24 protein-coding genes are annotated in these 24,682 nt (G+C 31.5%); 17 read left to right on the top strand and 7 right to left on the bottom strand.

Translation table 11 applies throughout. The annotated features are described in order from the left end of the window. The first annotated feature begins 2 nt into the window (after positions 1-2). The 9 genes from eptA (at position 3) to hemF (ending at position 8,122) form a co-directional block, all read left to right on the top strand. A complete protein-coding gene (gene eptA, locus ACQYZ7_RS14080) occupies positions 3-1,559 on the top strand; it encodes a phosphoethanolamine--lipid A transferase EptA (protein WP_430730359.1) in 1,557 nt (518 codons plus the stop codon). Positions 1,560-1,593: 34 nt separating this feature from the next. Next, positions 1,594-2,556 carry a porphobilinogen synthase gene (gene hemB / locus ACQYZ7_RS14075; RefSeq protein ID WP_430730358.1) on the top strand — a complete coding sequence of 321 codons (963 nt, stop codon included), beginning with the start codon at positions 1,594-1,596 and terminating at the stop codon, positions 2,554-2,556. A gap of 3 nt (positions 2,557-2,559) precedes the next feature. Further along, a complete protein-coding gene (locus tag ACQYZ7_RS14070) occupies positions 2,560-2,952 on the top strand; it encodes a VOC family protein (protein ID WP_430730357.1) in 393 nt (130 codons plus the stop codon). A 49-nt stretch (positions 2,953-3,001) separates the two neighbouring features. Then, a complete protein-coding gene (gene hemL / locus ACQYZ7_RS14065) occupies positions 3,002-4,291 on the top strand; it encodes a glutamate-1-semialdehyde 2,1-aminomutase (protein ID WP_430730356.1) in 1,290 nt (429 codons plus the stop codon). 31 nt (positions 4,292-4,322) lie between these two features. After that, a complete protein-coding gene (locus ACQYZ7_RS14060; RefSeq protein WP_430730355.1) occupies positions 4,323-4,709 on the top strand; it encodes a four helix bundle protein in 387 nt (128 codons plus the stop codon). A gap of 10 nt (positions 4,710-4,719) precedes the next feature. Beyond that, positions 4,720-5,751, top strand: coding sequence for a uroporphyrinogen decarboxylase (hemE, locus tag ACQYZ7_RS14055; RefSeq protein ID WP_430730354.1), 1,032 nt, complete (start codon positions 4,720-4,722; stop codon positions 5,749-5,751). A gap of 20 nt (positions 5,752-5,771) precedes the next feature. After that, the gene (locus ACQYZ7_RS14050; protein WP_430730353.1) at positions 5,772-6,374 is read left to right on the top strand and encodes a TlpA family protein disulfide reductase; all 603 of its coding nucleotides are present in this window, start codon (positions 5,772-5,774) and stop codon (positions 6,372-6,374) included. Between the two features lie 70 nt (positions 6,375-6,444). Continuing rightward, positions 6,445-7,191, top strand: a complete 747-nt coding sequence (locus ACQYZ7_RS14045; protein WP_430730352.1) for an EI24 domain-containing protein — start codon at positions 6,445-6,447, stop codon at positions 7,189-7,191. Between the two features lie 28 nt (positions 7,192-7,219). Further along, positions 7,220-8,122, top strand: coding sequence for an oxygen-dependent coproporphyrinogen oxidase (gene hemF, locus ACQYZ7_RS14040; RefSeq protein WP_430730351.1), 903 nt, complete (start codon positions 7,220-7,222; stop codon positions 8,120-8,122). A gap of 8 nt (positions 8,123-8,130) precedes the next feature. Here the strand turns inward: hemF and ACQYZ7_RS14035 are convergent, their stop codons facing one another. Together ACQYZ7_RS14035 and ACQYZ7_RS14030 are read right to left on the bottom strand one after the other, a co-directional pair. Beyond that, entirely contained in the window at positions 8,131-8,382 is a 252-nt protein-coding gene (locus ACQYZ7_RS14035; protein WP_430730477.1) for a hypothetical protein, read from the bottom strand. Beyond that, a complete protein-coding gene (locus ACQYZ7_RS14030; RefSeq protein WP_430730350.1) occupies positions 8,342-8,431 on the bottom strand; it encodes a hypothetical protein in 90 nt (29 codons plus the stop codon). The genes ACQYZ7_RS14035 and ACQYZ7_RS14030 overlap by 41 nt, the downstream gene beginning before the upstream one ends. Positions 8,432-8,740: 309 nt before the next feature. On the opposite strand from ACQYZ7_RS14030, the gene ACQYZ7_RS14025 reads away from it, so the two are divergent. The 4 genes from ACQYZ7_RS14025 to ACQYZ7_RS14010 all read left to right on the top strand — a co-directional run bounded on the left by ACQYZ7_RS14025 (position 8,741) and on the right by ACQYZ7_RS14010 (position 13,757). Next, on the top strand, positions 8,741-10,048 hold the full coding sequence (locus tag ACQYZ7_RS14025) for a dihydrolipoamide acetyltransferase family protein (RefSeq protein ID WP_430730349.1): 1,308 nt from the start codon (positions 8,741-8,743) through the stop codon (positions 10,046-10,048). A gap of 142 nt (positions 10,049-10,190) precedes the next feature. Then, entirely contained in the window at positions 10,191-10,892 is a 702-nt protein-coding gene (locus ACQYZ7_RS14020; protein ID WP_430730348.1) for a DUF6263 family protein, read from the top strand. 209 nt (positions 10,893-11,101) lie between these two features. Beyond that, on the top strand, positions 11,102-11,923 hold the full coding sequence (locus tag ACQYZ7_RS14015) for a hypothetical protein (RefSeq protein ID WP_430730347.1): 822 nt from the start codon (positions 11,102-11,104) through the stop codon (positions 11,921-11,923). Positions 11,924-12,038: 115 nt separating this feature from the next. Beyond that, complete coding sequence (locus tag ACQYZ7_RS14010; protein ID WP_430730346.1) at positions 12,039-13,757, top strand: hypothetical protein; 1,719 nt, start codon at positions 12,039-12,041, stop codon at positions 13,755-13,757. 68 nt (positions 13,758-13,825) lie between these two features. Here the strand turns inward: ACQYZ7_RS14010 and ACQYZ7_RS14005 are convergent, their stop codons facing one another. Together ACQYZ7_RS14005 and ACQYZ7_RS14000 are read right to left on the bottom strand one after the other, a co-directional pair. Then, positions 13,826-14,506, bottom strand: coding sequence for a GNAT family N-acetyltransferase (locus ACQYZ7_RS14005; protein ID WP_430730345.1), 681 nt, complete (start codon positions 14,504-14,506; stop codon positions 13,826-13,828). After that, positions 14,499-15,386 carry a TIGR01777 family oxidoreductase gene (locus ACQYZ7_RS14000; protein ID WP_430730344.1) on the bottom strand — a complete coding sequence of 296 codons (888 nt, stop codon included), beginning with the start codon at positions 15,384-15,386 and terminating at the stop codon, positions 14,499-14,501. The genes ACQYZ7_RS14005 and ACQYZ7_RS14000 overlap by 8 nt, the downstream gene beginning before the upstream one ends. Before the next feature lie 194 nt (positions 15,387-15,580). On the opposite strand from ACQYZ7_RS14000, the gene ACQYZ7_RS13995 reads away from it, so the two are divergent. The 4 genes from ACQYZ7_RS13995 to ACQYZ7_RS13980 all read left to right on the top strand — a co-directional run bounded on the left by ACQYZ7_RS13995 (position 15,581) and on the right by ACQYZ7_RS13980 (position 20,446). Further along, entirely contained in the window at positions 15,581-16,231 is a 651-nt protein-coding gene (locus ACQYZ7_RS13995; protein ID WP_430730343.1) for a DUF4331 family protein, read from the top strand. Between the two features lie 27 nt (positions 16,232-16,258). Then, the gene (locus ACQYZ7_RS13990) at positions 16,259-16,816 is read left to right on the top strand and encodes a DUF4331 family protein (protein ID WP_430730342.1); all 558 of its coding nucleotides are present in this window, start codon (positions 16,259-16,261) and stop codon (positions 16,814-16,816) included. 90 nt (positions 16,817-16,906) lie between these two features. Then, positions 16,907-18,202, top strand: coding sequence for a tetratricopeptide repeat protein (locus ACQYZ7_RS13985; protein ID WP_430730341.1), 1,296 nt, complete (start codon positions 16,907-16,909; stop codon positions 18,200-18,202). Between the two features lie 15 nt (positions 18,203-18,217). Next, positions 18,218-20,446: a TonB-dependent receptor gene (locus ACQYZ7_RS13980; protein WP_430730340.1), complete on the top strand. Its 2,229-nt coding sequence runs from the start codon at positions 18,218-18,220 to the stop codon at positions 20,444-20,446. A gap of 114 nt (positions 20,447-20,560) precedes the next feature. Here ACQYZ7_RS13980 and ACQYZ7_RS13975 read toward each other — a convergent pair whose 3' ends face one another. From ACQYZ7_RS13975 to ACQYZ7_RS13965, 3 genes are all read right to left on the bottom strand, one after another. Continuing rightward, entirely contained in the window at positions 20,561-21,358 is a 798-nt protein-coding gene (locus tag ACQYZ7_RS13975; protein WP_430730339.1) for an anti-sigma factor, read from the bottom strand. Beyond that, positions 21,358-21,885 carry an RNA polymerase sigma factor gene (locus tag ACQYZ7_RS13970; RefSeq protein WP_430730338.1) on the bottom strand — a complete coding sequence of 176 codons (528 nt, stop codon included), beginning with the start codon at positions 21,883-21,885 and terminating at the stop codon, positions 21,358-21,360. The genes ACQYZ7_RS13975 and ACQYZ7_RS13970 overlap by 1 nt, the downstream gene beginning before the upstream one ends. Before the next feature lie 136 nt (positions 21,886-22,021). Next, positions 22,022-24,616 (bottom strand): zinc-dependent metalloprotease, encoded by a 2,595-nt coding sequence (locus ACQYZ7_RS13965; protein WP_430730337.1) that lies wholly within the window; start codon positions 24,614-24,616, stop codon positions 22,022-22,024. Positions 24,617-24,682 lie beyond the last annotated feature (66 nt).

Below are 24,682 nucleotides of genomic sequence, written 5' to 3'. Positions count from 1 at the left end.
GAATGTTAGTAGATTTAAAAAATATTTCTAATTTATTTAGAATACCTAATGATGTAAAGAAAGTTTTATTAGTCAGTATTTTAAATTTAATTTTATTTCATTACCCATTATATAGGTTTACGATTAGCAAGTTAGATACTTCTAACCCGAAAAATATTTTCTTTGTAGCAAGTCTTACTGTTTTTACATTAGTATTTAACTTTATCGTTTTTTATTTATTACTTTTTTTATTTAGAACAGTAGGAAAGTGGTTGTTAATACTTGTGTTTAATATTAGTGCAATAGCTGTTTACTTTATAAATAATTATGGTGTAGTGTTAAATAGAGGAATGATTAGTAATGTATTTAACTCAAAACTAGAAGAAGTGAATGGTTTTTGGTCGGTTAGTTTATTTGTGTATATATTATTTTTAGGAATCATCCCAAGCGTTTTTATTTATAAAATAAAGTTTGCCGACTTTAAGCTGAAAAACTTTTTAACCTATTTATTAGTATCCACTATTATTCTTACCTCATTTACTTATGCAAATAAGTCTAACTGGTTGTGGATTAATAGGAATTTAAGAAGTGTAAGAGCAATAGCTATGCCATGGTCGTATATTTTAAATACAGCAAGATATTACTCTCATAAGAATAAGGAAAGTAAAAAAGAAATCTTATTACCTCTAGGTAGAAGCATTAAAGAGGGAAACAAAAGTGTTATAGTATTGGTAATAGGAGAGTCGGCAAGAAGTAAAAACTTTTCTTTATACGGTTATGAAAAAAATACGAATCCACTACTTTCAAAAATAGATGAGGTATATAAATTTAAGGCAAATTCTAGTTATACTTATACTAGTGAAGGTGTTAAGTCTATTTTGTCGTATAAGAAAAGTAGAGAGTTATATGAGTTTTTACCAAGTTATTTATACAGAAATGATGTTGATGTTTTCTGGAGAACTACTAATTGGGGAGAACCTAAAATTAAAACTAACATTTATCAAAAAAGAGAAGATTTAGTTAAATTATCAAGTTCACAAAATCCTAATTATGACGAAGTATTATTAAGCGGGTTGAAAGAGCAAATAGAATCTAGTAAAAAAGATAAAATTTTTATTGTTTTACATACGTACACAAGTCATGGACCTGAATATTATAAAAAATACCCAAAAAAATTTAATAAGTTTACACCTGTATGTACTGAACCAGCTCTTAAAAAATGTGATAAAGTAGAATTGGTTAATGCTTATGATAATACTGTACTTTATACTGATTATATATTATCATCTTTAATTAAAGAGTTAAAAGAACTCAAAGAGTATAAATCATCTATGATTTATATTTCAGATCATGGTGAATCTTTAGGTGAGGAAGGATTATATATGCATGGACTTCCAAATTCAATGGCACCAAAAGAACAATTTGAAATTCCGTTTATAGTATGGACGTCATCAGCCAAAATAAAAGAAAATAAAGAAAACGAAGTTTTATCACAGTATTATATATTTCATAGTGTGTTAGATTTTTTTAATATCTCCAGTCCAATTTATGATCGAGATAAGAGTATCTTTCAAAAATAAAAAATGAAATTACATAAAGTAAATAACTTGAGTAATGTTTAGAACACGAAGACTTAGAAAAACAGAAGGAATCCGAAGGTTGGTAAGAGAAAACAAACTATCGGTAGATGATTTTATATATCCTTTATTTATTGAAGAAGGAACAGGTATTGAAACTGAAATTCCTTCAATGCCAGGAATTAATCGTTATTCATTAGATACTATTTCTAAAGAATTAGATGAAGTCGTAGCGTTAAAAATCCCAGCAGTTTTGTTATTTGGAATCCCATCTAAAAAAGATGATGAGGGAACTGAAACTTGGAATGATAACGGAATTATGCAACAAGCTATCCGATTCATAAAAAAGAACTATCCAAGTTTATATGTAATTACAGATGTATGCTTTTGCGAGTACACATCACACGGTCACTGTGGTGTGATACACGATAATGATGTAGATAACGATGCGACGTTAGTAAATTTAGCAAAACAAACAGTTTCACATGCGAAAGCAGGAGCAGATATGGTAGCACCGTCAGGAATGATGGACGGAGCAATCGCTATGATGCGTGAATCATTAGATAATACAGGTTATGCAAACTTGCCTATCATGGGATATTCTGTAAAATACGCATCAGGATTTTATGGGCCTTTTAGAGAAGCAGTAGATTCGGCGCCATCGTTTGGAGATAGAAGAACCTATCAAATGGATCCTTCTAATAGAGATGAAGGGTTGCGTGAAGCTACTTTTGACGATGAAGAAGGAGCAGATATTTTAATGGTAAAACCAGCCTTATCATACTTAGACATCATTAGAGATTTAAAAAATAATTTCGATCGACCTATCGCTTGCTATAATGTAAGTGGGGAATATTCGATGGTAAAAGCAGCTGCTGAAAAAGGATGGATTGATGGTGAAAAAGTAATGATGGAAAGTTTACTATCTATGAAAAGAGCAGGAGCTGATATTATCATTACCTATTTTGCCAAAGAAGCAGCGAGAGTTTTAAGTAGATAAAATATGAAACAATCAATAGTACATATAGCTTTAGTAGTAAGAGATTATGATGAAGCAATTGAGTTTTATACTAAAAAACTAAGTTTTACTTTGATTGAGGATACATATCAGCCAGAACAAGATAAAAGGTGGGTTGTTGTTGCTCCACCAAACTCAAAAGGAACTTCTATATTATTAGCTAAAGCTTCTAAAGAGGAACAAAATAATTTCATAGGAAATCAAACAGGAGGAAGAGTTTTTCTTTTTTTAAATACAGATGATTTTTGGAGGGATTATAACGAAATGAAAGCTAAAGGTATTGAGTTTGTTAGAGTTCCTAAAGAAGCTGAATATGGAACTGTAGCAGTGTTTAAAGATTTATATGGGAATTTGTGGGATTTATTACAATCAAAATAAACAATATACTCATAAATAAAATAATTATAATAGATAACTAAAGTAAGTTATGGAATTCAAAAAATCACAAGAGTTATATAATAAAGGACTAGTAAACTTAGTTGGAGCGGTAAACTCTCCAGTACGTGCGTTTGCATCTGTAGGAGGGAATCCTTTATTTATAAAAAAAGCGAAAGGAAGTAAAATTACGGATGTAGATAATAATTCATACATCGATTTAGTATTGTCTTATGGTCCAATGATTTTAGGTCATCGTCATAAGAAAGTAGAAAAAGCTATTAGAAAAGCCTTGAAAAAGGGATACTCGTTTGGAGCATCAACGAAGGAAGAGATCAAGTTAGCAAAAATAGTTTGCGATGCTTTCCCAGGAATGGACAAAGTACGTTTTGTAAACTCTGGTACTGAGGCGGTATTAAGCGGGATTCGTTTAGCGAGGGCGTATACAGGAAAAGACAAAATAATCAAGTTTGCTGGTTGCTACCACGGACATCAAGATGCTTTATTAGTGGCAGCAGGTTCAGGTTTAGCTACGTTGAGTTTACCAGGAAGTAAAGGAGTGCCGGAAGGAGCTGTAAAAAATACGTTAATTGCTAATTACAATGATTTAGAAAGTGTAAAAGCACATTTTGAAGCTCATGATGATATTGCAGGAGTTATTTTAGAACCTGTTGCAGGAAATATGGGAGTAGTAACTCCACAAAATGATTTCTTAAAAGAATTAAAAGAGTATGTAAACTCAAAAGGAGCCTTGTTGATTATTGATGAGGTAATGACAGGTTTTCGTTCTAAGTTTGGAGGAGCACAAGAAGTATTAGGTGTTAAAGCTGACATTACTTGTCTAGGAAAAGTAATTGGAGGTGGATTTCCAGTAGGTGCGTATGGAGCACGTAATGAAATTATGGAAACGGTAGCTCCTTTAGGAGGAATGTATCAAGCAGGAACTTTGTCAGGGAATCCAATTGCCATGGCGGCGGGAATTTCAACTTTAACAGAATTAAAGAAACAAAATCCATATGAAAAGTTTAATGAGATTGCTCAAATCATTGAAGTTTTCTTGTTAGAATCAGCAAAAAAGCACGGAGTTGAAATTACAGTTAACCGATTTGGTTCAATGATTAATCCATTCTTCACCAACAAAAAAGTAATTAATTTTGAAGATGCACAAACTTCTGATACGAAGAAATATGCAACTTTCTTTTGGGAAATGACTAAAAATGGAGTGTTTTTACCACCAAGTCAATTTGAAGCTTGGTTCTTATCATCAGCTTTAACGGAAAATGATATTCAAAAGATCGCTAACGCCATTGATAAGTCGATGGAAGCGGTTGCTGGCTTATAGAGGTTAGCTTTTAGCTATTAGAAAAAAGAAAATGAGGAATTTTAGAAACTTAGATATTTGGAAACAAGGGATTGAGATTGTAAAGTTGATTTATAATCTTTCAGAAAGATTGCCCTCTGAAGAAAAGTTTGGCTTAAGAAGTCAAATAACTAGAGCCGCAGTTTCTATCCCTTCGAATATTGCTGAAGGAGCTAGTAGAAATAGTGAAGTTGAGTTTAAAAGGTTTTTAGAAATTTCAATAGGTTCGCTTTTCGAGATAGAAACACAATTAGTAATAATTGAAGAACTAGGTTTTATTTCTTCTAAAGAATTAAAACCAATTTTTGAATTGTTAGAAAAAGAAACAAAGATGATAAACTCATTAATTAATAAAATAAAAACTAAAAGCAAGAGCCAAGAGCTAACAGCTAATAGTTAATAGCTATAACATGATAAAAAACGATTTATTTTTAAGAGCTTTAAAAGGAGAAACAGTTGATCGTCCACCAGTATGGATGATGCGTCAAGCAGGGAGATACTTACCAGAATTTATGGAAATTCGTGAAAAGTACGATTTCTTTACACGTTGTAGAACTCCAGAATTAGCCTCAGAAATTACAGTGCAACCAATTCGTAGGTACGGAATGGATGCTGCTATATTGTTCTCAGATATTTTAGTAATTCCACAAGCAATGAATATTGAAGTGGAGATGAAGCCTAATTTCGGCCCCTATTTACCAAACCCAGTAAGAGATAAAAAAGGGTTGGATAGCGTAATTATTCCTGATGTAAACGAAGAATTAGGCTACGTAATGGACGCTATTAAAGCAACCAAAGAAAAGCTGAATGATGAGGTCCCATTAATAGGTTTTGCGGGGTCACCATGGACAATTTTATGTTACGTTGTACAAGGTCAAGGATCTAAGAACTTTGATAAAGCAAAAGAATTTTGTTTCACGCAACCAGTTTTGGCACACGAATTGCTTCAGAAGATAACAGATACCACAATTGCTTATTTAAAAGAAAAGGTAAAAGCAGGTGTAAATGCTGTACAAGTTTTTGATTCTTGGGGAGGTATGTTATCTCCAACCGACTATCAAGAGTTTTCATGGCAATACATGAATCAAATAATAGAGGCATTAAAAGATGATGCTCCAGTTATTGCTTTTGGTAAAGGGTGTTGGTTTGCCTTACATGAAATGGCACAATCAAATGCCTCAGCTTTAGGAGTAGACTGGACGTGTTCAGCAAGAAATGCACGCTATTTAACAGGAGGGAATATTACCTTACAAGGTAACTTTGATCCTTCTCGATTGTTGTCTCCACCTGCAGAAATAAAAAAGATGGTACACCAAATGATAAATGAGTTTGGTAAAGACAAATATATTGTTAACTTGGGGCACGGAATTTTACCGAATATTCCGCTAGAGAATGCAAAAGCATTTATAGATGCGGTTAAAGAGTATAAAGCCGATAGATAACCCCCTTTAAATAATTAAAAATGAAGAAATTATCTTTTGTTTTGATGTGTTTTTTAACAACTGTTATTTTCGCACAAAATAAAACGTATTACAATTTTGCAGTAAACAATTGTGTAGAAGAAAATACCGAAGGTTTGATTGATAAGTGCATTAAAGGCTCTTATTTGTTAAATTATAACTTTACTACGATGGATAGTAAAGCGGTAAGTACAGACAAAATTAACAAGCCCATTGTGCTTATAGCCAACGCTACTTGGTCAGCTCCTTGTTGGGGAGATGTACCAGCTTTGAACAAAATGGTTGAAAAGTATAATGACCAATTAGAGTTTGTTATGATTTTTTGGGACAAAGAGGCTAAAGTTAAAAGAATGGCTGAAAAACTAGACAAGAGAATTAAGCTAGTACCTGCAAGAGAAATAGATAAAGTTAAAAAAGGTTATTTAGATATCAGTGGTTTTGTTCACAAGCTAGATTACCCAACAGCCTATTTAATTAATAAAGACAAGCAATTTGTTAATATTAAAAGGGGGGCTGCAACACCTACGAAAGAAGTAGGTTGGGATAAAGTTAACGAAATCAACACAAAGAATTTTGAAGACTTTTTAGCACCAATTTTAAAATAAATTGATTCAACAATATTTCATAGACCTCTTTCTTTATTGAAAGAGGTTTTTTATTTTCACAAAAAAAAATATGATACAAAATATTCTAAAAGGAGTTAAAGCTTATTTTGGAGCTTTTGGAATGATTTCAAAATTAAAACTATGGAAGTATTTTATTATTCCGATGCTTATAAGCCTGTTGACAGCAACATTTGTTGGTTTTATGGCGTATACATTATCCGATAATATTGGACACTACGTTGCTAATTTTTGGAAATGGGAGTTTGGTAAACAAACCTTTGAGATAATCAGTACTTTTATAAGTGGTTTGTTAATTGTGGTTGTAGGATTGGTGTTATATAAGCATATAGTAATGGCGTTATCGGCACCTTTTATGAGTCCTGTTTCAGAGAAAATAGAGGATCATCTTAGAGGAGAAGATCATAAACACAGAATTACTTCTTTTCAAGAACAATTAATTAGAGGTATACGAATAAACCTTAGAAACTTAACTAGAGAGCTCTTATTGACAATTCCTATCTTATTATTAGGATTAATTCCTGTGATTGGTATTGTTTCAACTGTGTTACTATTTTTAATGCAAGCATATTATGCTGGATTTGGAAATATGGACTATACACTTGAACGTCATTTTAAATACAGAGAAAGTATCAATTTTGTAAAAGAAAACAAAGGATTAGCTATAGGAAATGGAGTTGTATTTATGCTATTTTTATTAATTCCTGTTGTTGGAGTAATTCTGGTATTACCATTATCAGTAACCGCAGCAACTACAGAAACTATTAAGAAAATACAGCTTGAAAAATTACCAGAATAAGTACTTTTGCACTTCAATATTTAATAGCATGAAAGATAAATTTTACGCCTATATTCAACAGTTACAAGACACCATAACTTCTAAATTAGAAGTTATTGATGGTAAAGCCAAGTTTCAAGAAGATTTATGGGAGCGAACAGAAGGTGGAGGAGGTAGGACTCGTGTTATTGAAAATGGAAATATTTTTGAAAAAGGAGGAGTAAACATATCTAAAGTTTTTGGTGAGTTACCTGAAGCATTAAGAAAGCAATTTGGAGTAGAAAGTGGAGATTTTTTTGCTTGCGGATTAAGTTTAGTAATACATCCAAAGAATCCGTTTGTGCCAACCGTACATGCTAACTGGCGTTATTTTGAAATGTATGATGGAGATGGAAACATTGTTACACAATGGTTTGGAGGCGGACAAGATTTAACTCCGTATTATTTATTTGAAGAAGATGCGATACATTTTCATACTATTTGTAAAGAAGCTTGTGATAAGCACCACCCAGACTTTTATCCAAAATTTAAAGAAACTTGTGATAACTATTTCTGGAATGCACACCGAAATGAAGCACGCGGCTTAGGAGGTTTGTTCTTTGACTACTTAAAAGAAACTGAAGAGTTTTCGATGCAAGATCGATATGATTTTGTTACCGAAGTAGGAAATAGTTTTTTAAACTCCTATGTGCCGATTGTTGAAAAAAGAAAAGACATAGAGTATACTAAAGAACATAAAGACTGGCAAGAAGTACGTCGTGGTCGATATGTAGAATTTAATTTGGTACACGATAGAGGAACGCTATTTGGTTTAAAAACTAACGGACGGATCGAAAGCATTTTAATGAGTTTACCACCCACAGTGCAATGGAAATATAATCACCATCCAGAAGAAGGTTCAGAAGAAGCTAAATTGTTAGAAGTTTTAGCAAAACCTAAAAACTGGGTGTAGCTTTAAGCCTATCTCCAAACAACATTTTTCTTAGTAAGTTCATTATTCACATTATGAATGTGGAAAAGACGTGCTTTTAATAGCAGTTTTCTTCCATCCATAGTTCGTGTATACACTAATTTAGATTTACCAAGATGTTTGTTCCAGCAAGATTGAAAAGCTTGACATTCTTTTTTACGAACACTAAAAATTTCTGGAACAGGAAAGAAGTTCTGCAATCTATCTTCCCATAATGGTTTTACCAGAACCAGGAGGCGCAACTATATGAAAATGATCATCCTGTATATGAGAGGAGAAGTTTTGTAGCACTTTTGCTTGATACGGTCTTCAGTCAAATAGGAAGTTAAGTTTGGTAATAGCTACGTTCAACAATTTTAAATTAGGTTAAAGAGTTCAAAAATAAAATTTTGAACTAACAAACGAAAGCCTAATTTGGTATTGGGTTATTCGTAATAATATTTGTTTTTTACAGAGATAACAATAATCTATATGTGGTTTTTAAGAGTTGAATTGAGGATAATTTAATCAATAAAGGAGAAAACAAAAATATTTAACGCATAAAATCATGAAAAAATCGTTGCTTTTTAGTAACTTCGCAAGCGTTTAAAATTATACACTATGGCTAGATACGAATTGAAGTTGCCTAAAATGGGCGAAAGCGTTGCAGAAGCAACAATTACTTCTTGGGTAAAAGAAGTTGGAGAAACTATTGATATAGATGATACCGTTGTTGAAGTAGCTACAGACAAAGTAGATAGCGAAGTACCTAGTGAAGTTGAAGGAACCTTAGTTGAAATCTTATTCGAAAAAGATACTGTTGTGCAAGTAGGTGAAACTATTGCAATTATAGAAACGGAAGGAGAAGAAGGAGCAACAACTGATGGGCTTAAGAAAGAAGAGGTTACGCCAGAAACTGTAACAGTAATTGAGAAAACAGTTGAAGTAGCTAAAGAAACAGTAGCTGCTACGATTGATACTTCATCAAGTGATCGTTTTTACTCTCCATTAGTGAAGAGTATTGCACAAACTGAAGGAATATCTGTTGAAGAGTTAGAAACTATTCAAGGAACAGGTAAAGAAGGTAGAGTTACTAAAAATGATATTTTATCATATATAGAAAATAGAGGAAGTCAGCCAAAAGTTGCAGCACAAGCTTCAGTAGAAAAGAAGCCAGCACCTCAATCAACACCAGCACCAACTCCAGTTTCATTAAGTGGTCAAGATGAAATTATAGAAATGAGCCGTATGGGGAAATTAATCTCTAAACATATGGTTGATTCTATTCAAACATCAGCACACGTACAATCGTTTATTGAAATTGATGTAACTAATATTGTTAATTGGAGAAATAAGGTTAAAAATGCTTACCAGCAAAGAGAAGGAGAGAAGTTAACGTTTACACCAATATTTATGCAAGCTGTGGCTTCTACAATTAAGAAGCACCCAATGATAAATATTTCTGTTAATGGTGATAAAATCATTAAAAGAGGAAATGTAAATTTAGGAATGGCAGCAGCGTTACCTGACGGAAATTTAATTGTACCAGTAATTAAAAATGCTGATATGTTGAATTTAGTAGGTATGACTAAGCAAATAAATGATTTAGCAACTAGAGCTCGTGCTAATAAGTTAAAACCAGATGAAATTCAAGGAGGAACTTATACGGTAACTAATGTTGGAAGTTTTGGAAGTATTACAGGTACGCCAATAATAAACCAACCTCAAGTGGCTATTTTAGCTTTAGGAGCTATTGTTAAAAAACCTGCAGTTATTGAAACTCCAGAAGGAGACTTTATAGGAATTCGTCATAAGATGATTGTTTCTCATTCATACGATCATAGAGTGGTAAATGGAGCCTTAGGAGGTATGTTTATTAAAACATTAAAAGAAATTTTAGAATCTTGGGATGTAAATCAAGATTTTTAAAAAAAAGAGATATTATTTTAAAAGGCTTAGGTGTTCACCTAAGCCTTTTTTATTTTTAGCTATATTAGCTACTTTAAACTATTAATAGAAATCAAAAAAAAAGATAAAAAAAATTTTAATAGCACTTTTGTTAGGTGTAACAATGGTAAGTACAGCACAAGAAAAAGTGTTACTTCGTTTAAATTATGAAAAAGGACAAAAGTATACTATGGACATGAAAATGGCTCAGGTAATAGGTGTTGGAGTAATGACGAATAATATGCATATTCAAATGAAGTATAACATAACCAGTGTTTCAGATGATACATATGAAAGTAGTTCTAAAATTACAAAAATGGCAATGGATATGAAACAAGGTGGTGTACCAATATCTTACGATTCAACTAAAAAAGATGAAGAACTAGATGAAGCAGGTAAAATGATGAAATCTAGAATACAACCAATGTTATCAGCTACAATTATAACAAAAGGAGATAACTTAGGAAATATTTTAGAAACAAAGGTTGAGCCTAGTAATATTAAACAAGCAAAAGATTTTTCAAAGCAATCAAATAGTGTGATTTATCCTAAAGAAGCAGTTGCAGTAGGAGATACTTGGACAAAGACTAAGAATGAAGGAGCAATGAACTTCAGCTTTACCTATAAAGTTAAATCAATTTCTTCTGAAAATGTTTTAATAGATATTTCAGGAAAAGTTACAGGAGCAGCTGATGGAAATATTACAGGAGCTATGGATATAGATAGAGGTTCAGGTATGCCCTTAGAGTCAAACATTAATATGACAATGAAGATTCAAGGACAAGACGCAACAACAAATATGACTGCTAAGTTTACTAAAGGTTAAAAATAGAATACATACTTATTTAAAAAGCTCAGAATTTATTCTGAGCTTTTTTTGTAAAAAAAAATAGTTAAAACACTTGTTTTAAGTGTCTTAAAATTTGTTAATTTTGTAAAACTCTCATTATACTTCTCACAAAGGGGCTAGTTTATAACATATTTTTTAAGCAAACCCATAATTACTTTTTTAATCATAACTAAAACTTAACTATTATGAAAACAGTTAAACTTAAGCTATTAATGGGGTTTCTATTATTCATGGTTATTCCATCAACTATCTTTTCGCAAGAAGAGAATCAACGTCCTGAGTATATAACTGTCACAACGGGGCACTGGAACTTAAATTATGAAAATTTTGATAAAGGAGAATGGATTGCTGTAGAAAAAGAATTTTTAGATAAAGTTGTAAAAAAGAATGAGTTCATCTTAAGATCGTTTGTGTTTTTACATCGTTTTACACCAGATAATACAGAGATTATTTTTGTAACTACGTATTCTTCTTGGGATAATATTGATAAAGCTTACAAAAGAAGTGGTGAGTTAGCAAAAGACGCTTGGCCAGATAAAGATAAAAGAGCTGAATATTTTAAGAAAAAAGACGCATACTATACACATCATCATTCAGATGAAATTTATGCACCTATCGGAGGGGCAAAAATGTTAGAACCTACAAATAAAGAAATGATTTGGTTGATAGTAAAAGGGCATTTTGCATTTCCAGAAGATGGCTCTATGGAAGAGTTTGATGAATTATCTAAACAATATTTAGATAACGTTATTCAAAAAAATGAATTTATAAAAGGATTCTATCAACACGGACACGCTTGGGGGTCTGATAGAACAGAGTATACCAGAGCTTATGTAATAGAGTCAATGGGAGATTTAGATAAAATGGGAAAAAGAAGTAATGAGCTTTATAGAGAGCATTGGTCTGACGAAGCAAAAAGAAAAGAGTTTGGAAAGAAAATGAGTAAATATTTTACAGGTAAACATGGTGATTATATTTATACATCAGTACCGGAATTGACTAAATAAAAACTAACATAGAATAAAAGCTCAGAAATTTCTGAGCTTTTTTATTCTTTACAGATTAAATATGTTCAAATGTTTATATTATAGTGGTTTATGTAATTGTCAAAAAAAAGATAGTATGAAACAATTTATTATATTAATGATGTTCCTTGTTTTTTTATTAGGATGTCAAAATTCAGATAAAAAGAAAGAAAAAAGTTTAATCACTTCTACAAAAATGTGTGCTCCTGTTGTGTCAGACAGAGATTGGTACAATAGTAATAATAAAGCCCCCTTGTTTGACGGACTTGGAGATTTACACTACTCTATATCCACCAGTGATTCATTAGTTCAAAGATATTTTAATCAAGGTTTAATTTTGGCTTACGGTTTTAATCATGCTGAAGCAGCCCGTTCATTTTATTATGCTACAAAACTTAATCCTGAATGTGCTATGGCCTTTTGGGGTTATGCTTACGTACTTGGTCCTAACTATAATGCTGGTATGGAAAGCGACAACTACGAGCGTGCCTATGAGGCTATTCAAAAAGCAATAAAGTTGTCAGAAAAGAATGCAACCGAAAAAGAGAGATTGCTTATTGAAGCCCTTTCTAAAAGGTATGTAAATGAAACTGTCGATAACCGCTATCCATTAGACATGGCCTACGCCAATGCCATGAAAGTACTGTATGCCAAATATCCTAATGACTCTAATATAGGTGTATTTTATGCTGAATCATTAATGAATTTACACCCTTGGGATTTACAAGATAAAGAAGGTAAGGACAAGGAATGGACTCCAGAAATTATTACCACTTTAGAAAATATTATAGAAAAATACCCGAAGCATCCTGGAGCACATCATTTTTACATTCATGCGGTGGAAGCGTCAAAGACACCAGAACGAGCTTTAATAAGTGCGGAATTGTTTGATCAAGGACTAGTACCCAACGCAGGTCATTTGGTACATATGCCATCCCATGTGTATATCAGAACAGGTGATTATCATAAAGGTACCATGGCAAATATGCGATCTATAAAAGTAGATAGTGCTTATGTAACAACCTGTAATGCACAAGGAGTATATCCATTAGCATATTATCCTCATAACCAGCATTTCATGTCTGCTACAGCTACCCTCGAAGGGAATAGTAAGTGGGCTCTCTATGCGGCCGAATCTTTACAAAAAAACACTAATAAACAATTGATGAAAGAACCAGGGTGGGGTACTATTCAGCATTACTATACCATACCTTATTATGTTTATGTGAAATTTGGTAAGTGGGACGATATACTAAGTATAGAAAATGAACTACCAGATCTAGATTACCCGACAGCAATATTACATTATGCTAAAGGAATGTCTTATTTAAGGAAGGGGAATATGAAAGCTGCAAAAAGCGAACTCCAAGCCTTAGAAAAAATAGCCTCAAAAGAAGAGTTAAGAGAAATCACTGTTTGGGAAATCAATTCAGTATATGAATTGGTACAAATAGCCTATAAAGTTCTAAAAGCAGAAATACTTTCGCAAGAGAAAAACTATAAGCAAAGTATCGTTTTATTAAAAGAAGCTGTAGCTATTGAAGATGGACTAAATTATAATGAGCCACCTGATTGGTTTTTTTCTGTAAGACATCATTTAGGCGCAGTACAATTGGATGCTGAACAATATCTGGATGCGGTTAATACTTATAAACAAGATTTAAGAAATTTACCTAAAAATGGTTGGGCCTTAAAGGGACTCAGTTTAGCCTATTCAAAATTAGGAGACATACCTAACCAAAAAGAAACGGAAAAAAGATTTAATGAAGTATGGGAGACCGCTGATATTGAGTTGAAATCATCTGTCGTAAAGTGAGTTATAGATTGTAATATTGTTTTTGTTGTATTAAAGGTTAAAAGAGATGTGTTTTTAATCCTATAACTTCATTTTTTTTTATGAAAAAACCACCAATTCATATCTCGTGTAAGTTCATATCCTAATTTTTTATAAAGCTGAATTGCAGGGTTTCCTTTGTTAGTATGTAAAATAGGATGTTTTCCATCTTTTAAAATTTCTTTAGTAACGTGTTGAGAAAGCTGTTTGGCCAATCCTTTTCTGGTATATTCAGGATGAGTAACTACAGCACTAACTTCAATAAAATTATCAGTTTGCATACGTTGTCCAGTTACAGCAACAAGTTTATTATTTTTAAAAATTCCAAAATACTTACCCATATCAAACGTTCTTTTTCTATAATAACCAGGCATTACTAACCATACTAGATTATAAATTTCATCAACATGTTTTTCAGTTAACGGTATAATCTCTTCGGTAATATTAAAATCTGTTATGTTCTCTAATATCATTTGACAACCATCAATCTTTTTATACAGAAGGATTTTGTCTCTGTCGTAGGTAGGGATTTTATTTTCAGAAACTAAAAAGAATTGATCTGTAAGTTTTGAGTATTCATTTAAAGCTACTGTAGTTTTTGAAGCATCTGTAAAAGCACCGAATGGACAAATTGTAGGATTATAAAATTTTACATCATCATAATTAATAGCAAATTCTTCATGTGTTTCACACAACGAATGCCAAACAGGATTTTCAAGTTTATTATTCATTATAAATATTGGTTAAAGCAGTTTTTAAGCTTGGAAAAATAAAATTATAAGTGTTACCTGTTTTTTCAGAGGAGACTTTACTACCTTTTAATAAAATATAAGCCATTTCGCCAAAAGCAGTTTTTAAAATAAATGAAGGAGCATTCATTGGAAGTACTGGTTTATTAATACTTTTTCCAAGTAATTTTGTAAAACTTTCGTTGGTTTGATGTTCAGGAGCAACAGCGTTAAAAATACCATTAAAGTCTTTGTCTTCTATTGCTTTTGAATAGAGTTCACATAAATCATCAATATGAATCCAAGGCATATATTGTTTACCGTTTCCTAAGGCAGATAAAAATAAAGGAGTATTCATTTTTTGTAAAGCCCCTCCATTTTTTGAAAGAACGACACCAGTTCGTAAAATGGTTACAGGAATATCTATTTGTTCAAATTGAAGAGCAGCATCTTCCCATTTCATACAAATTTTTGAAATAAAATCATTTTCAGGTTTATCCTTTTCTGTAAAAACTTTATCAGAAGTAACAGCTCCATAATATCCTATACCAGATGCAGAAATTAATTTTTCAAGAGATACTTGGTATTCTTGTGCTTTATTGAATAGTAAATTAGCTGTTTTTACACGGCTATTAATTAATTCTTTCTTTCTTTCATTAGTCCATCGTTTATCAGCTATACCTGCTCCAGCCAAATGAATGATATAATTTACGTTAATAAAAGCATCTTTATCAATAAAACTTTCTTCAACATTCCAACGAAATTCATTGTTCTTTTTAGGTGTTCTGGTAAGAATGTTTACCACATGTCCTTTACTAGTTAACTTCTTAGTTAACTCTTTTCCAATTAAACCAGTTCCGCCTGTAATTAATATAGTAGCCATAGTACTCAAAAATAAACATTCATTTTTAAAGAAACTAAGAGAAGAAAGAAGAGGATTAAAAAATAATAGCTAGAGCCCTTGTAAAATAAGGAGGTTGTAAGCTTTTATAAAAAAAAGTTAAAAAAATAAAAACCAGCATTATCATTTTCTCGTAAGTAAGGTAGAATGAGTAATTAACTTTAAAATTTACAACCATGAAAAAAATGAAATTAATTATTGGAGCTAGCGCTTTTGCATTAATAGGATTAATGTTATTAGCAGCCGATCATATTGATGCTCCAGACGTAACAGGAGGGTCAAGTGATATTACAGACTTTTATGCTTTCCAAGGAGAAAATACAAGTAATCTTGTTTTTGTAGCAAACATTCAAGGATTACTAAGTCCATCAGCTACAGCATCAGCAAGTTTTGATGAAAATGTATTGATTGAATTTAATATTGATAACAACGATGATAAAGTTGAAGATTTAGTAATTCAAGCAATTCCAAGAGATGGAAAAATGTACTTTTTTGGTCCATACAATCCATCAACTACAGGTTTAAGTAGTACGTTGCCACAAGACGGGTCTGAGTATGGAGTTTCTATAACTCCTTACGGATCTAGTGCCATAGTTGGTAGTAAAGGAGGAATGCAATTTTTTGCAGGACCTAGAGACGACCCTTTCTTTATGGATTTTGCTCAATATGGTGAAATTATAGCTGGAAATGCAGGTGGTTTTAACGACCCAGGAGCAGACACTTTTGCGGGGACCAATGTATTATCAGTAGTAGTAGAAGTGCCAAAATCTATGATTGGAGGCTCAGGAACCATTAATACTTGGGTAGAAACAAAAACAAAGCAGTAGAAACAATCAACTTTAAAATTCAAAGACATGAAACTTAACAATATAAAAATCTTAGCAATTTCAATCCTATCAATTTTTGCTTTAGCAAGTTGTAGCGATGATAATAATATGCCACCAATGGCTTCTATTGATTTTTCAGGAAGCTATATGCAAAAAGATCAAATGGGTAGACCAGCGGTGAACACAGTTTTTGTAAACAGTGATATGAAAGATACATTTAATGTAACTATACCGTCAGAGCAAGGAGCAAATTTTGCTGCAATGTTTGAAACGAATTTAAAAGCATTAAGTCCAGCATATGCAAATGATGGAGATACCAATGCATTAGGTTTAGATGCTGCAACTTTTGCCAGTGTTTTAGCTACTGATGTGTTAACTGTTTCGTTAGATGGTACAACAACTTTTTATGATGGAACTAACGTGTTAACAGGTAGAGCTTTAGCAGATGATGTGATAACAGTTGAATTATTATTGATTTTCGGAGGAGAAGACTTTTCTGAAAACCCAACATTATCAAACGATAATGTAGATGCAAATGATAAAGACTTTTTAAGTTCTTTTCCATACTTGGCTAGTCCTTGGTAAAAAAGAAATGACTAAACCTCCTAAAATAAAAATTGGTTGCTTTTTAGCAACCAATTTTTAAACAAATTATTAACTAAAAATCCTTCTAAAATGAGAACTATTAAAATAATTATATGTGCTATTTTAAGTAGTACCATATTAAGTTGTACAACATCAAAAACAACAAAAGTAGCTAACCAAGAAGAGTACAATAAGTATTTACAAAATACAAAAACTACTTCAGAATCGTTAGCTCAAAAAGAATTAGATTTTTGGCAGAAAAAACTAAAGAATCAGCCAACACAATATCCGTATTTAAGTAAACTAGCGAAGGCTAATACATTACTTTTTTCAGAAAAGGGAAATATTTCTTACTTGATAGAAGCGGAAAAAAAACTACTAAAAATCAACAAAAAAACGAACTATAACAAAGCTTCATATTTACGATCATTAGCAAGAAACTATATCTCTCAGCATCGATTTAAAGAATCGTTAGAATTACTAAAAAAAGCTGAGGTAAATAGAGAGAACCTAAATGCTACTCAAAAAATGTTATTTGATGTTTATTTAGAATTAGGAACTCCACAAAAAGCTTCTGAATACTTAGCTAAAATTGAAGATTATTCTGATTTTGATTATTTAATAAGAGTTTCTAAATGGCATGATTATAAAGGAGATTTGTCTTCAGCAATTCGATTTATGGAAAAGGCCATGAAAAAAGCAGAAGAAGCTAATAATAAAGGTTTAAAAGCATGGAGTTATACCAATTTAGCTGACTTTTATGGACATAACGGTCAAATAAAGGATTCTTATAATTTATACTTAAAAGCGTTGGAGTTAGATGACAGTAATGCGTATGCAAAAAAAGGCATTGCTTGGATTGTATATTCTCATGATAAAAATGCAGATGAAGCATTACGAATTTTAGATATAATAAGTAACGAACATTCTTCACCAGATTACTATTTGTTAAAGGCAGAAATAGCAGAGTTTAAGAATAATTTAACAATGAAAGAAAGTAATATAGAGGTATATTTATCGGCTGTAAAAAATAACCTATATGGTGTAATGTATAATCAGCATTTAGCTAAATTGTATCTAGAAGAGTTTAATGATATATCAAATGCATTATCATACATCGAAAAAGAAATAGAGAATAGACCTACACCACAATCGTACGATTTATTAGCTTGGTATTATTATAAAAATAAAGACTTTAAAAAAGCTTTAGAAATAATTAATACACATGTAGTAGATAAAACTTTCGAGCCTGAAGTACAATATCATATAGCTGAAATTTACAAAGCAAATGGAGTTAAAGATAAAGCTATGGCTTTAAAAAAAGAGTTATTAGAAAGCTCTTTTGAATTAGGACCATTGATGACAGAGAAAATTTTAAGTATATAATCAAACCCCAGTATTTTGAAAACAAAGATTTTATTTTTAGCGGCACTACTAGGTAGCTGCCATGTATTTTCACAGCATTTTAAAGGAAAAGTTTTAAATACCAATAAAAGACCTTTAGAGAACGTGTATGTATATAATACCACCAGCAATAGTCATACACATACAAAAGTTAGTGGAGAATTTATCTTAGATAATTCGAAAGTAGGAGATATTATTGAGTTTGGAATTTTAGGGTATAAAAAAATCAACTTAGAATTAGATAGTGATGACCTAAGCTCTCCCAAAACAATTATTTTAGAAATGAAAAGTTTTTTGTTAGATGAAATGGTATTATCTAACAAGAGAGATCCATTACAAACAATTGTTAGAGTTGATTTAGATAAAAAACCAGTAAACTCATCTCAACAAATATTACAACGAGTGCCAGGACTTTTTATAGGTCAACATGCTGGAGGAGGAAAAGCTGAACAAATATTTTTAAGAGGTTTTGATATCGATCACGGTACTGATATAGCATTGTCGGTAGATGGTACACCTGTAAATATGGTTTCTCATGCACATGGACAAGGGTACAGTGACTTACACTTTATAATTCCTGAAACAATTGAAAAAGTTAACTTCGGAAAAGGACCTTATTACGCTAGCAAAGGAGACTTTAATACAGCAGGATATGTAGACTTTAAAACAAAAACATATTTAGAAAACAGTCAAGTAGAGGTAGGTATAGGGCAGTTCAATACATTTAGAACGTTGGGAATGTTTAACCTTTTGGATAAGAATAGTACAGACAATGCCTATGTCGCAATTGAGTATTTAGAAACAGATGGTTTTGTAGAGTCTCCTCAAAATTTTAGTCGAATTAATATCTTCACAAAGTATAGAACTTTTTTTAAAGATAATAGTAGTTTATCGTTATCTGCCTCACATTTTACGAGTAAATGGGACGCTTCAGGGCAAATACCACAAAGAGAAGTAGATAATAGAAATATTACTCGTTTTGGTTCAATTGATGATACCGAAGGAGGAACGACATCACGAACAAACATAAACTTAGAACATTCAAAATTTTTAAAGAATGACGTTAGCGTAACTTCAAATGTTTTCTATTCAAATTATAATTTCAATTTATTTTCAAACTTTACTTTCTTCTTAGAAGACCCTGTAAACGGAGATCAAATAAAGCAAACTGAAAACAGAGATGTTTTCGGGTTTAACACACAGTTTAAAAAGAAAACACAATTATCAAATATACCTGTAGAGTTAACTTTTGGAACAGGTTTACGTGCTGATATTGTAGATAATTTAGAGCTGTCGCATACACTTCAAAGAAAAGAAGTGTTAGATCAAATTCAATTAGGAAAGGTAAACCAAACAAACTATTATGCTTTTGTAAATAGTGAATTTGAATTTGGAAAATTTATGGTAGCACCTGCGTTACGTTTAGATTACTTAAAGTTTAACTATAATGATTTTTTATTAGATGAGTACAAAACGTTTTCTAAATCACAAGTGGTTGTAAACCCTAAAATTAATGTAACCTATACTCCAAATGCTAAAATTCAATGGTTTTTAAAATCAGGAATTGGATTTCATTCAAATGATACTAGGGTAGTGGCAACACAACCTAATAGAAAAACATTACCAAGAGCTTATGGTGTTGATTTGGGAACAGTTTGGAAGCCTACTTCAAGAGTTGCTATAAATACAGCATTATGGTATTTACTTTCAGAAGATGAATTAGTATATGTTGGAGATGCAGGTATTGTTGAACCATCAGGAGAAGCACAACGTTATGGTATCGATTTAGGTCTTAGATATCAATTAACAGATTGGTTGTATTTTGATAGTGATGCTACTTTTACAAAAGCAGAAAGTGTTGAAGATCCGTCAGGCGAAAACAATATTCCACTAGCACCTAAAGTAACTGTAACAGGGGGATTATCAGTAAATAATTACAAGAATTTTTCAGGAGGGGTACATTACAGATATATAGGAGACAGACCTGCAAATGAAGACAATTCAATAGTTGCAGAAGGTTATTTTGTTACCGATGCAAATATTAGTTATAAAATAAATAACCTAACATTAGGTGTAGCTTTAGAAAATATTTTTGATGTTGCTTGGAATGAAACACAGTTTGCTACGGAATCGAGGTTGCAAAATGAGCCAAATTCAGTGGAAGAAATTCACTTTACACCAGGAACTCCATTTTCTGCTAAAGCCACCATACGATATTCTTTTTAAAATAAATGATAGTCCGGGGGGACTTGAAAAGTTGTCATTTTTTTTAGAAGGATTAATGGCAACAAAAATATAGCCGCTTTTAAGCGGCTATATTAATTTATAAGTAAATGATATTTATACTGCACCTAGAGTATATAATTGTTCTAAAGTAGGTGTTTCACTTCCACCTGCTGGTTCTAAAGTAATACCGAAAGCTTGTGAATCATTAGGATTGTTAATGGTGAATATTTTAGTATCACTAGCTGTAAAATTATCTATAGTTCCTAAACTAGTAGGAGATAACGGGTCAAGTTTTAAAGACCATATCTGATATACCTTTCCTTCTGGAGGATCAGGTAACCCTTGAACATCTAAGTAAATGTTTTTAGAGTTTTTATTCCAATATACCTTTGCGTAAGCTTCAGGAGATACTTTTTGTCCTTGTAACGGAACGGTAAGAATATCTTTACTTCTTATTACTGCTAAAAGTTTTTTATTTTCAGCTAAATCAGTATTTGTTTTGTCTAACTGAATTTCATATTGTTCTTTAGCTTCATTAATAGTGTCTATTTGACCTTGCAAATTAGCACTCTTATTTAAAGATAAAATTAAGGTACTACCAACAACCAAGGCAGCAGCCCATCCAGTATAAGTTACCCAGTTATTTTTTGATGTTCGTAAAGGAATTGTTTTTACTGAATCTTCTTTTTCTTGTAACATTTTAATTAAAACGTCTTTAAAAGAATTTTCAACATCTTTAGGAGCAACATGAGACGTAAGAATAGAAATTGACTTTTCAATTTCTTTTACTTCTTCTAAAATCTCAGGATGTTCCATCATTAAACTATATACCTGCTCATTTTCCTTTTCAGAAAGAGCTCCAGCTATGTATAGTTCTAATATTCCAGATTCTATGTGTTTATTTGTAGCCATTATTTAAGCATAAGTCTTAATTCGTTAATACAATTTCGGCTTCTAGTTTTTACAGTACCAAGAGGCATTTTTAAACTTTCAGAAACCTCTTTTTGTGTAAAACCTTTAAAATAAAGAAGCTCTATAACCTTAATACAAGTATCTTTTAACTTGTTTACAAAGTTTTTTATACCAATTGCATCTGTTTGAGAGTCCAAGCTATCATGGTTCTCTAATATATCTACGAAAATTTCGGCATCAAGGTTTTTTGAATTGTTCTTAAAGTTTTTAGATCTTGTTTTGTCTATAGCAGCATTTCTAGCAATATTAATAATCCATGTAAAAAAACGCCCTTTTTTTTCGGAATATGTACTTGCATTATTCCAAGCTTTTATAAAAACATCTTGCGTTATTTCTTCAGCTATTGTTTGATCTCTAACAATATTATAAACTACACCAGTAACACTTTGTTTGTACATTTCGTAGAGTCTTTCAAAAGCTTTTACATCTTTGTTTTTAAAATTTTTAACGAGGGATTCTAGTTGCATATAGTTAATTGATTGGACTACAAAATACTAAAAATCATTTAGAATCATAACCCTATAGTTTAAATTATAAACTTACTAAAAAAAACAAGCCTCATCTTTTTATGATGAGGCTTGTTTTGCTATAATTATAACACTATTACTTAAAGTCTTTAAGTGAGTTATTAATTAATAGTTTTAATTGATTTTTGTGAGCTCTAGTAGCAATATTTCCAACACCATTATTAACCCATGATTTAATCTTGTTTAAATTATACAAGGCCATAGATTTAGAGGCGTTAGTATATTTACTTTTACTACTAATCATTTTTAGTAGCATTTTGGTGTATTCGGTTTGTAAATTTTGACGGAAAGAGTTCACGTTGGTATTTATATCAGCCTTAAATATAGCAGCATTAAGGTCTGTCATAAAATTAGCTAGCTTATATTGGTTTCCATATAACTCAGAATCAGAAATTCTTTGTAAAGTGTTTCTGTGTAAAATATGATTTAAAACTCTTTTTTGATAGCTTAGAACTTCGGCATGAATTTTAGGGTCCTCTGACCCAGAGAAAAAGTTAAAACCACGTCTTTGTCTTGCTAGATAATTATATAAGTCTTTAGGAACATTAAAGGCATCTGGAGCAAAAACATACGTTTTTAAAGCATCTATAGCTCTTTTTTGATCTTTTAAACTTACTGGAGTATAAGGTTGGTTAGCGTTTTCTTGACCAGATACAGCTCTATCCACATAAACACCACCTATAAATCTAGAAATTACATCGCCAGCTCTAGCAGCTTGCCCGTTTAAGATATAGTAAGCATTTCTTAGTTCTTCGTAGGTTTCTCCATTTTTTGAAAAACGTTGTTTAATGTTTTTCATCATATTATTAGCTAATTTAATGCGGTCAATTGAATATTTGATTTGATCGTTTGATAAATCACCTGTCATAACACGTGGATCAATTGCCTTACCAGGAGAACGCATATCATCAGCGTCGTTACCAAAAATTAATTCTGGTTTTGTTGATTGTGCTAATAAAGCATCCATTTCAGCTCTATTTTTAAAAGGAGTATACCCAAATTGAATAGCCCAAATATCATAAGGACCTACAGCAGTATCGTAATATTGCCCCTGTTTACTTCTATCAAGAGTTAAGTTAATAGCAGCATAATCCATTACAGAACCAGTTAAACATTTTCCTTTTATAAAATCAGGGTCAGCTAATTGTTCAGGAGAAAACAATTGACTAGCTTTCATATTATGGTTTAAACCTAGTGTATGACCAACTTCGTGCATGATTAATGATTTCATAGCTTCTCTTTTCATACCTTCCATTTCTAAATCAGAAGCACCAGTAGCAGCTAAAACTGTTTTACCAAACATGGTGTTTTCGTGCATTAAATGACCAGCTGAGCAGTACATAAAGTTGTTTTCATTAGTGAAAATAGCACGTGCCTCTTCTTCAGAGGAAGCTTTTGAGATATCACCAAATATTTTATTGTATTTCACACGATTGGTAAAGTGAACATATTCAAGCATAATATCAGCTCCTAAAATTTCTCCTGTTTTAGGGTTCACAAAACTAGGCCCGTAACCACCAAATGGAGGGTTAGGAGAAGAAGTCCAACGTAATACGTTATAGCGAACATCACCAGCATCCCATGTAGCATCATCTGGTTGAACTTTTACAACCATAGCATTTTTAAATCCGGCTTTTTCAAAAGCTTCATTCCAAGCTAAAACCCCTTCTTTTATAGTTTCAATAAACTCTTTTGGTGTTGAGTTTTCAATCCACCAAGTAATTGGTTTTACAGGCTCAGAAATGGCTAATTCAGGATTTTTTTTAACAAGTTTCCAACGATGTATAAAATCTCTATAGTTCACTGTTTCTGTAGAGGTCATATCGTTAGTATTAGTTAAAAAATAACCTACTCTTGGGTCATCCATCCTAGTTTGATAGTTGTTTTCAGGAACGTTCATAAACGTATGAAAAACCTTAATAGAAATATATCTACCATCTTTAATAGCACTAGAACCTTGGTTTAAAACTAAAGGATTGTTATACACATACTCAGTTTTTAGGTTAGTATTTTCTGGATAGTTTTTTATGATATTTATTTTTGACTTTTTCTTGTCGAATCTACCTAGTTTGAATGCAAAAGGAGAACTTTTAGGAAAATTAGGAGCTTTAATTCGAGTAAAAGTTTCAGAAATGAATAAAGGATTAGCATCTATTAAGTACTCTCCTTTTTTTTCATCAGAAGCTAAAATTTTAGTGCTAGCTATAATAGCATCACTAATATTTGCTTTTGCTGATTTAGAAATAGCATTGTTTTTATCGAAATAAAAAGAAGTATTTGGAGCTACAAATTCAATTTTGTTAAAATGTTTTTTTATGTTGAAAATACTAGAACCTCTATAAGCTCCTCTAAATGCACCAGCTTCTATAACTCCATCAGCAATTTGTGAGAAATAAATAAAATCTTTGTTTAATTGTTCTTTTTTCAATAAAAGTTTAACATCTCCAGTAACTGTATCTTGGAAAATAGTAAATAAACCGTCTAACTTTTTACTACTTTTAGTTAAACTCTTAATTGTTTTTTTTGGTTCCTTTTTTTTTGATTTAGAAGAAATTTCTGTTTTAGCTTTGTTCTTTCTCTTTTTCTTTTTTTGAGCACTTATGTCTTGAATGCTTGTTATTGAAATGGTTAAAAAAAGTAAACAAACTAATTTTAGTTGTTTTGTAAACATAATAAATTGTTTGAGTTGATAAATAAGACAACCAATTTACTTTTATTATTGTTTATAATTGTTAAT

It is taken from the genome of Tenacibaculum sp. SDUM215027 (assembly GCF_050566205.1).
In the GTDB taxonomy this organism is placed as follows: domain Bacteria; phylum Bacteroidota; class Bacteroidia; order Flavobacteriales; family Flavobacteriaceae; genus Polaribacter.
The sequence above is the reverse complement of the archived record's forward strand: the minus strand, read 5'-3'. Positions and strand labels throughout refer to the sequence as shown.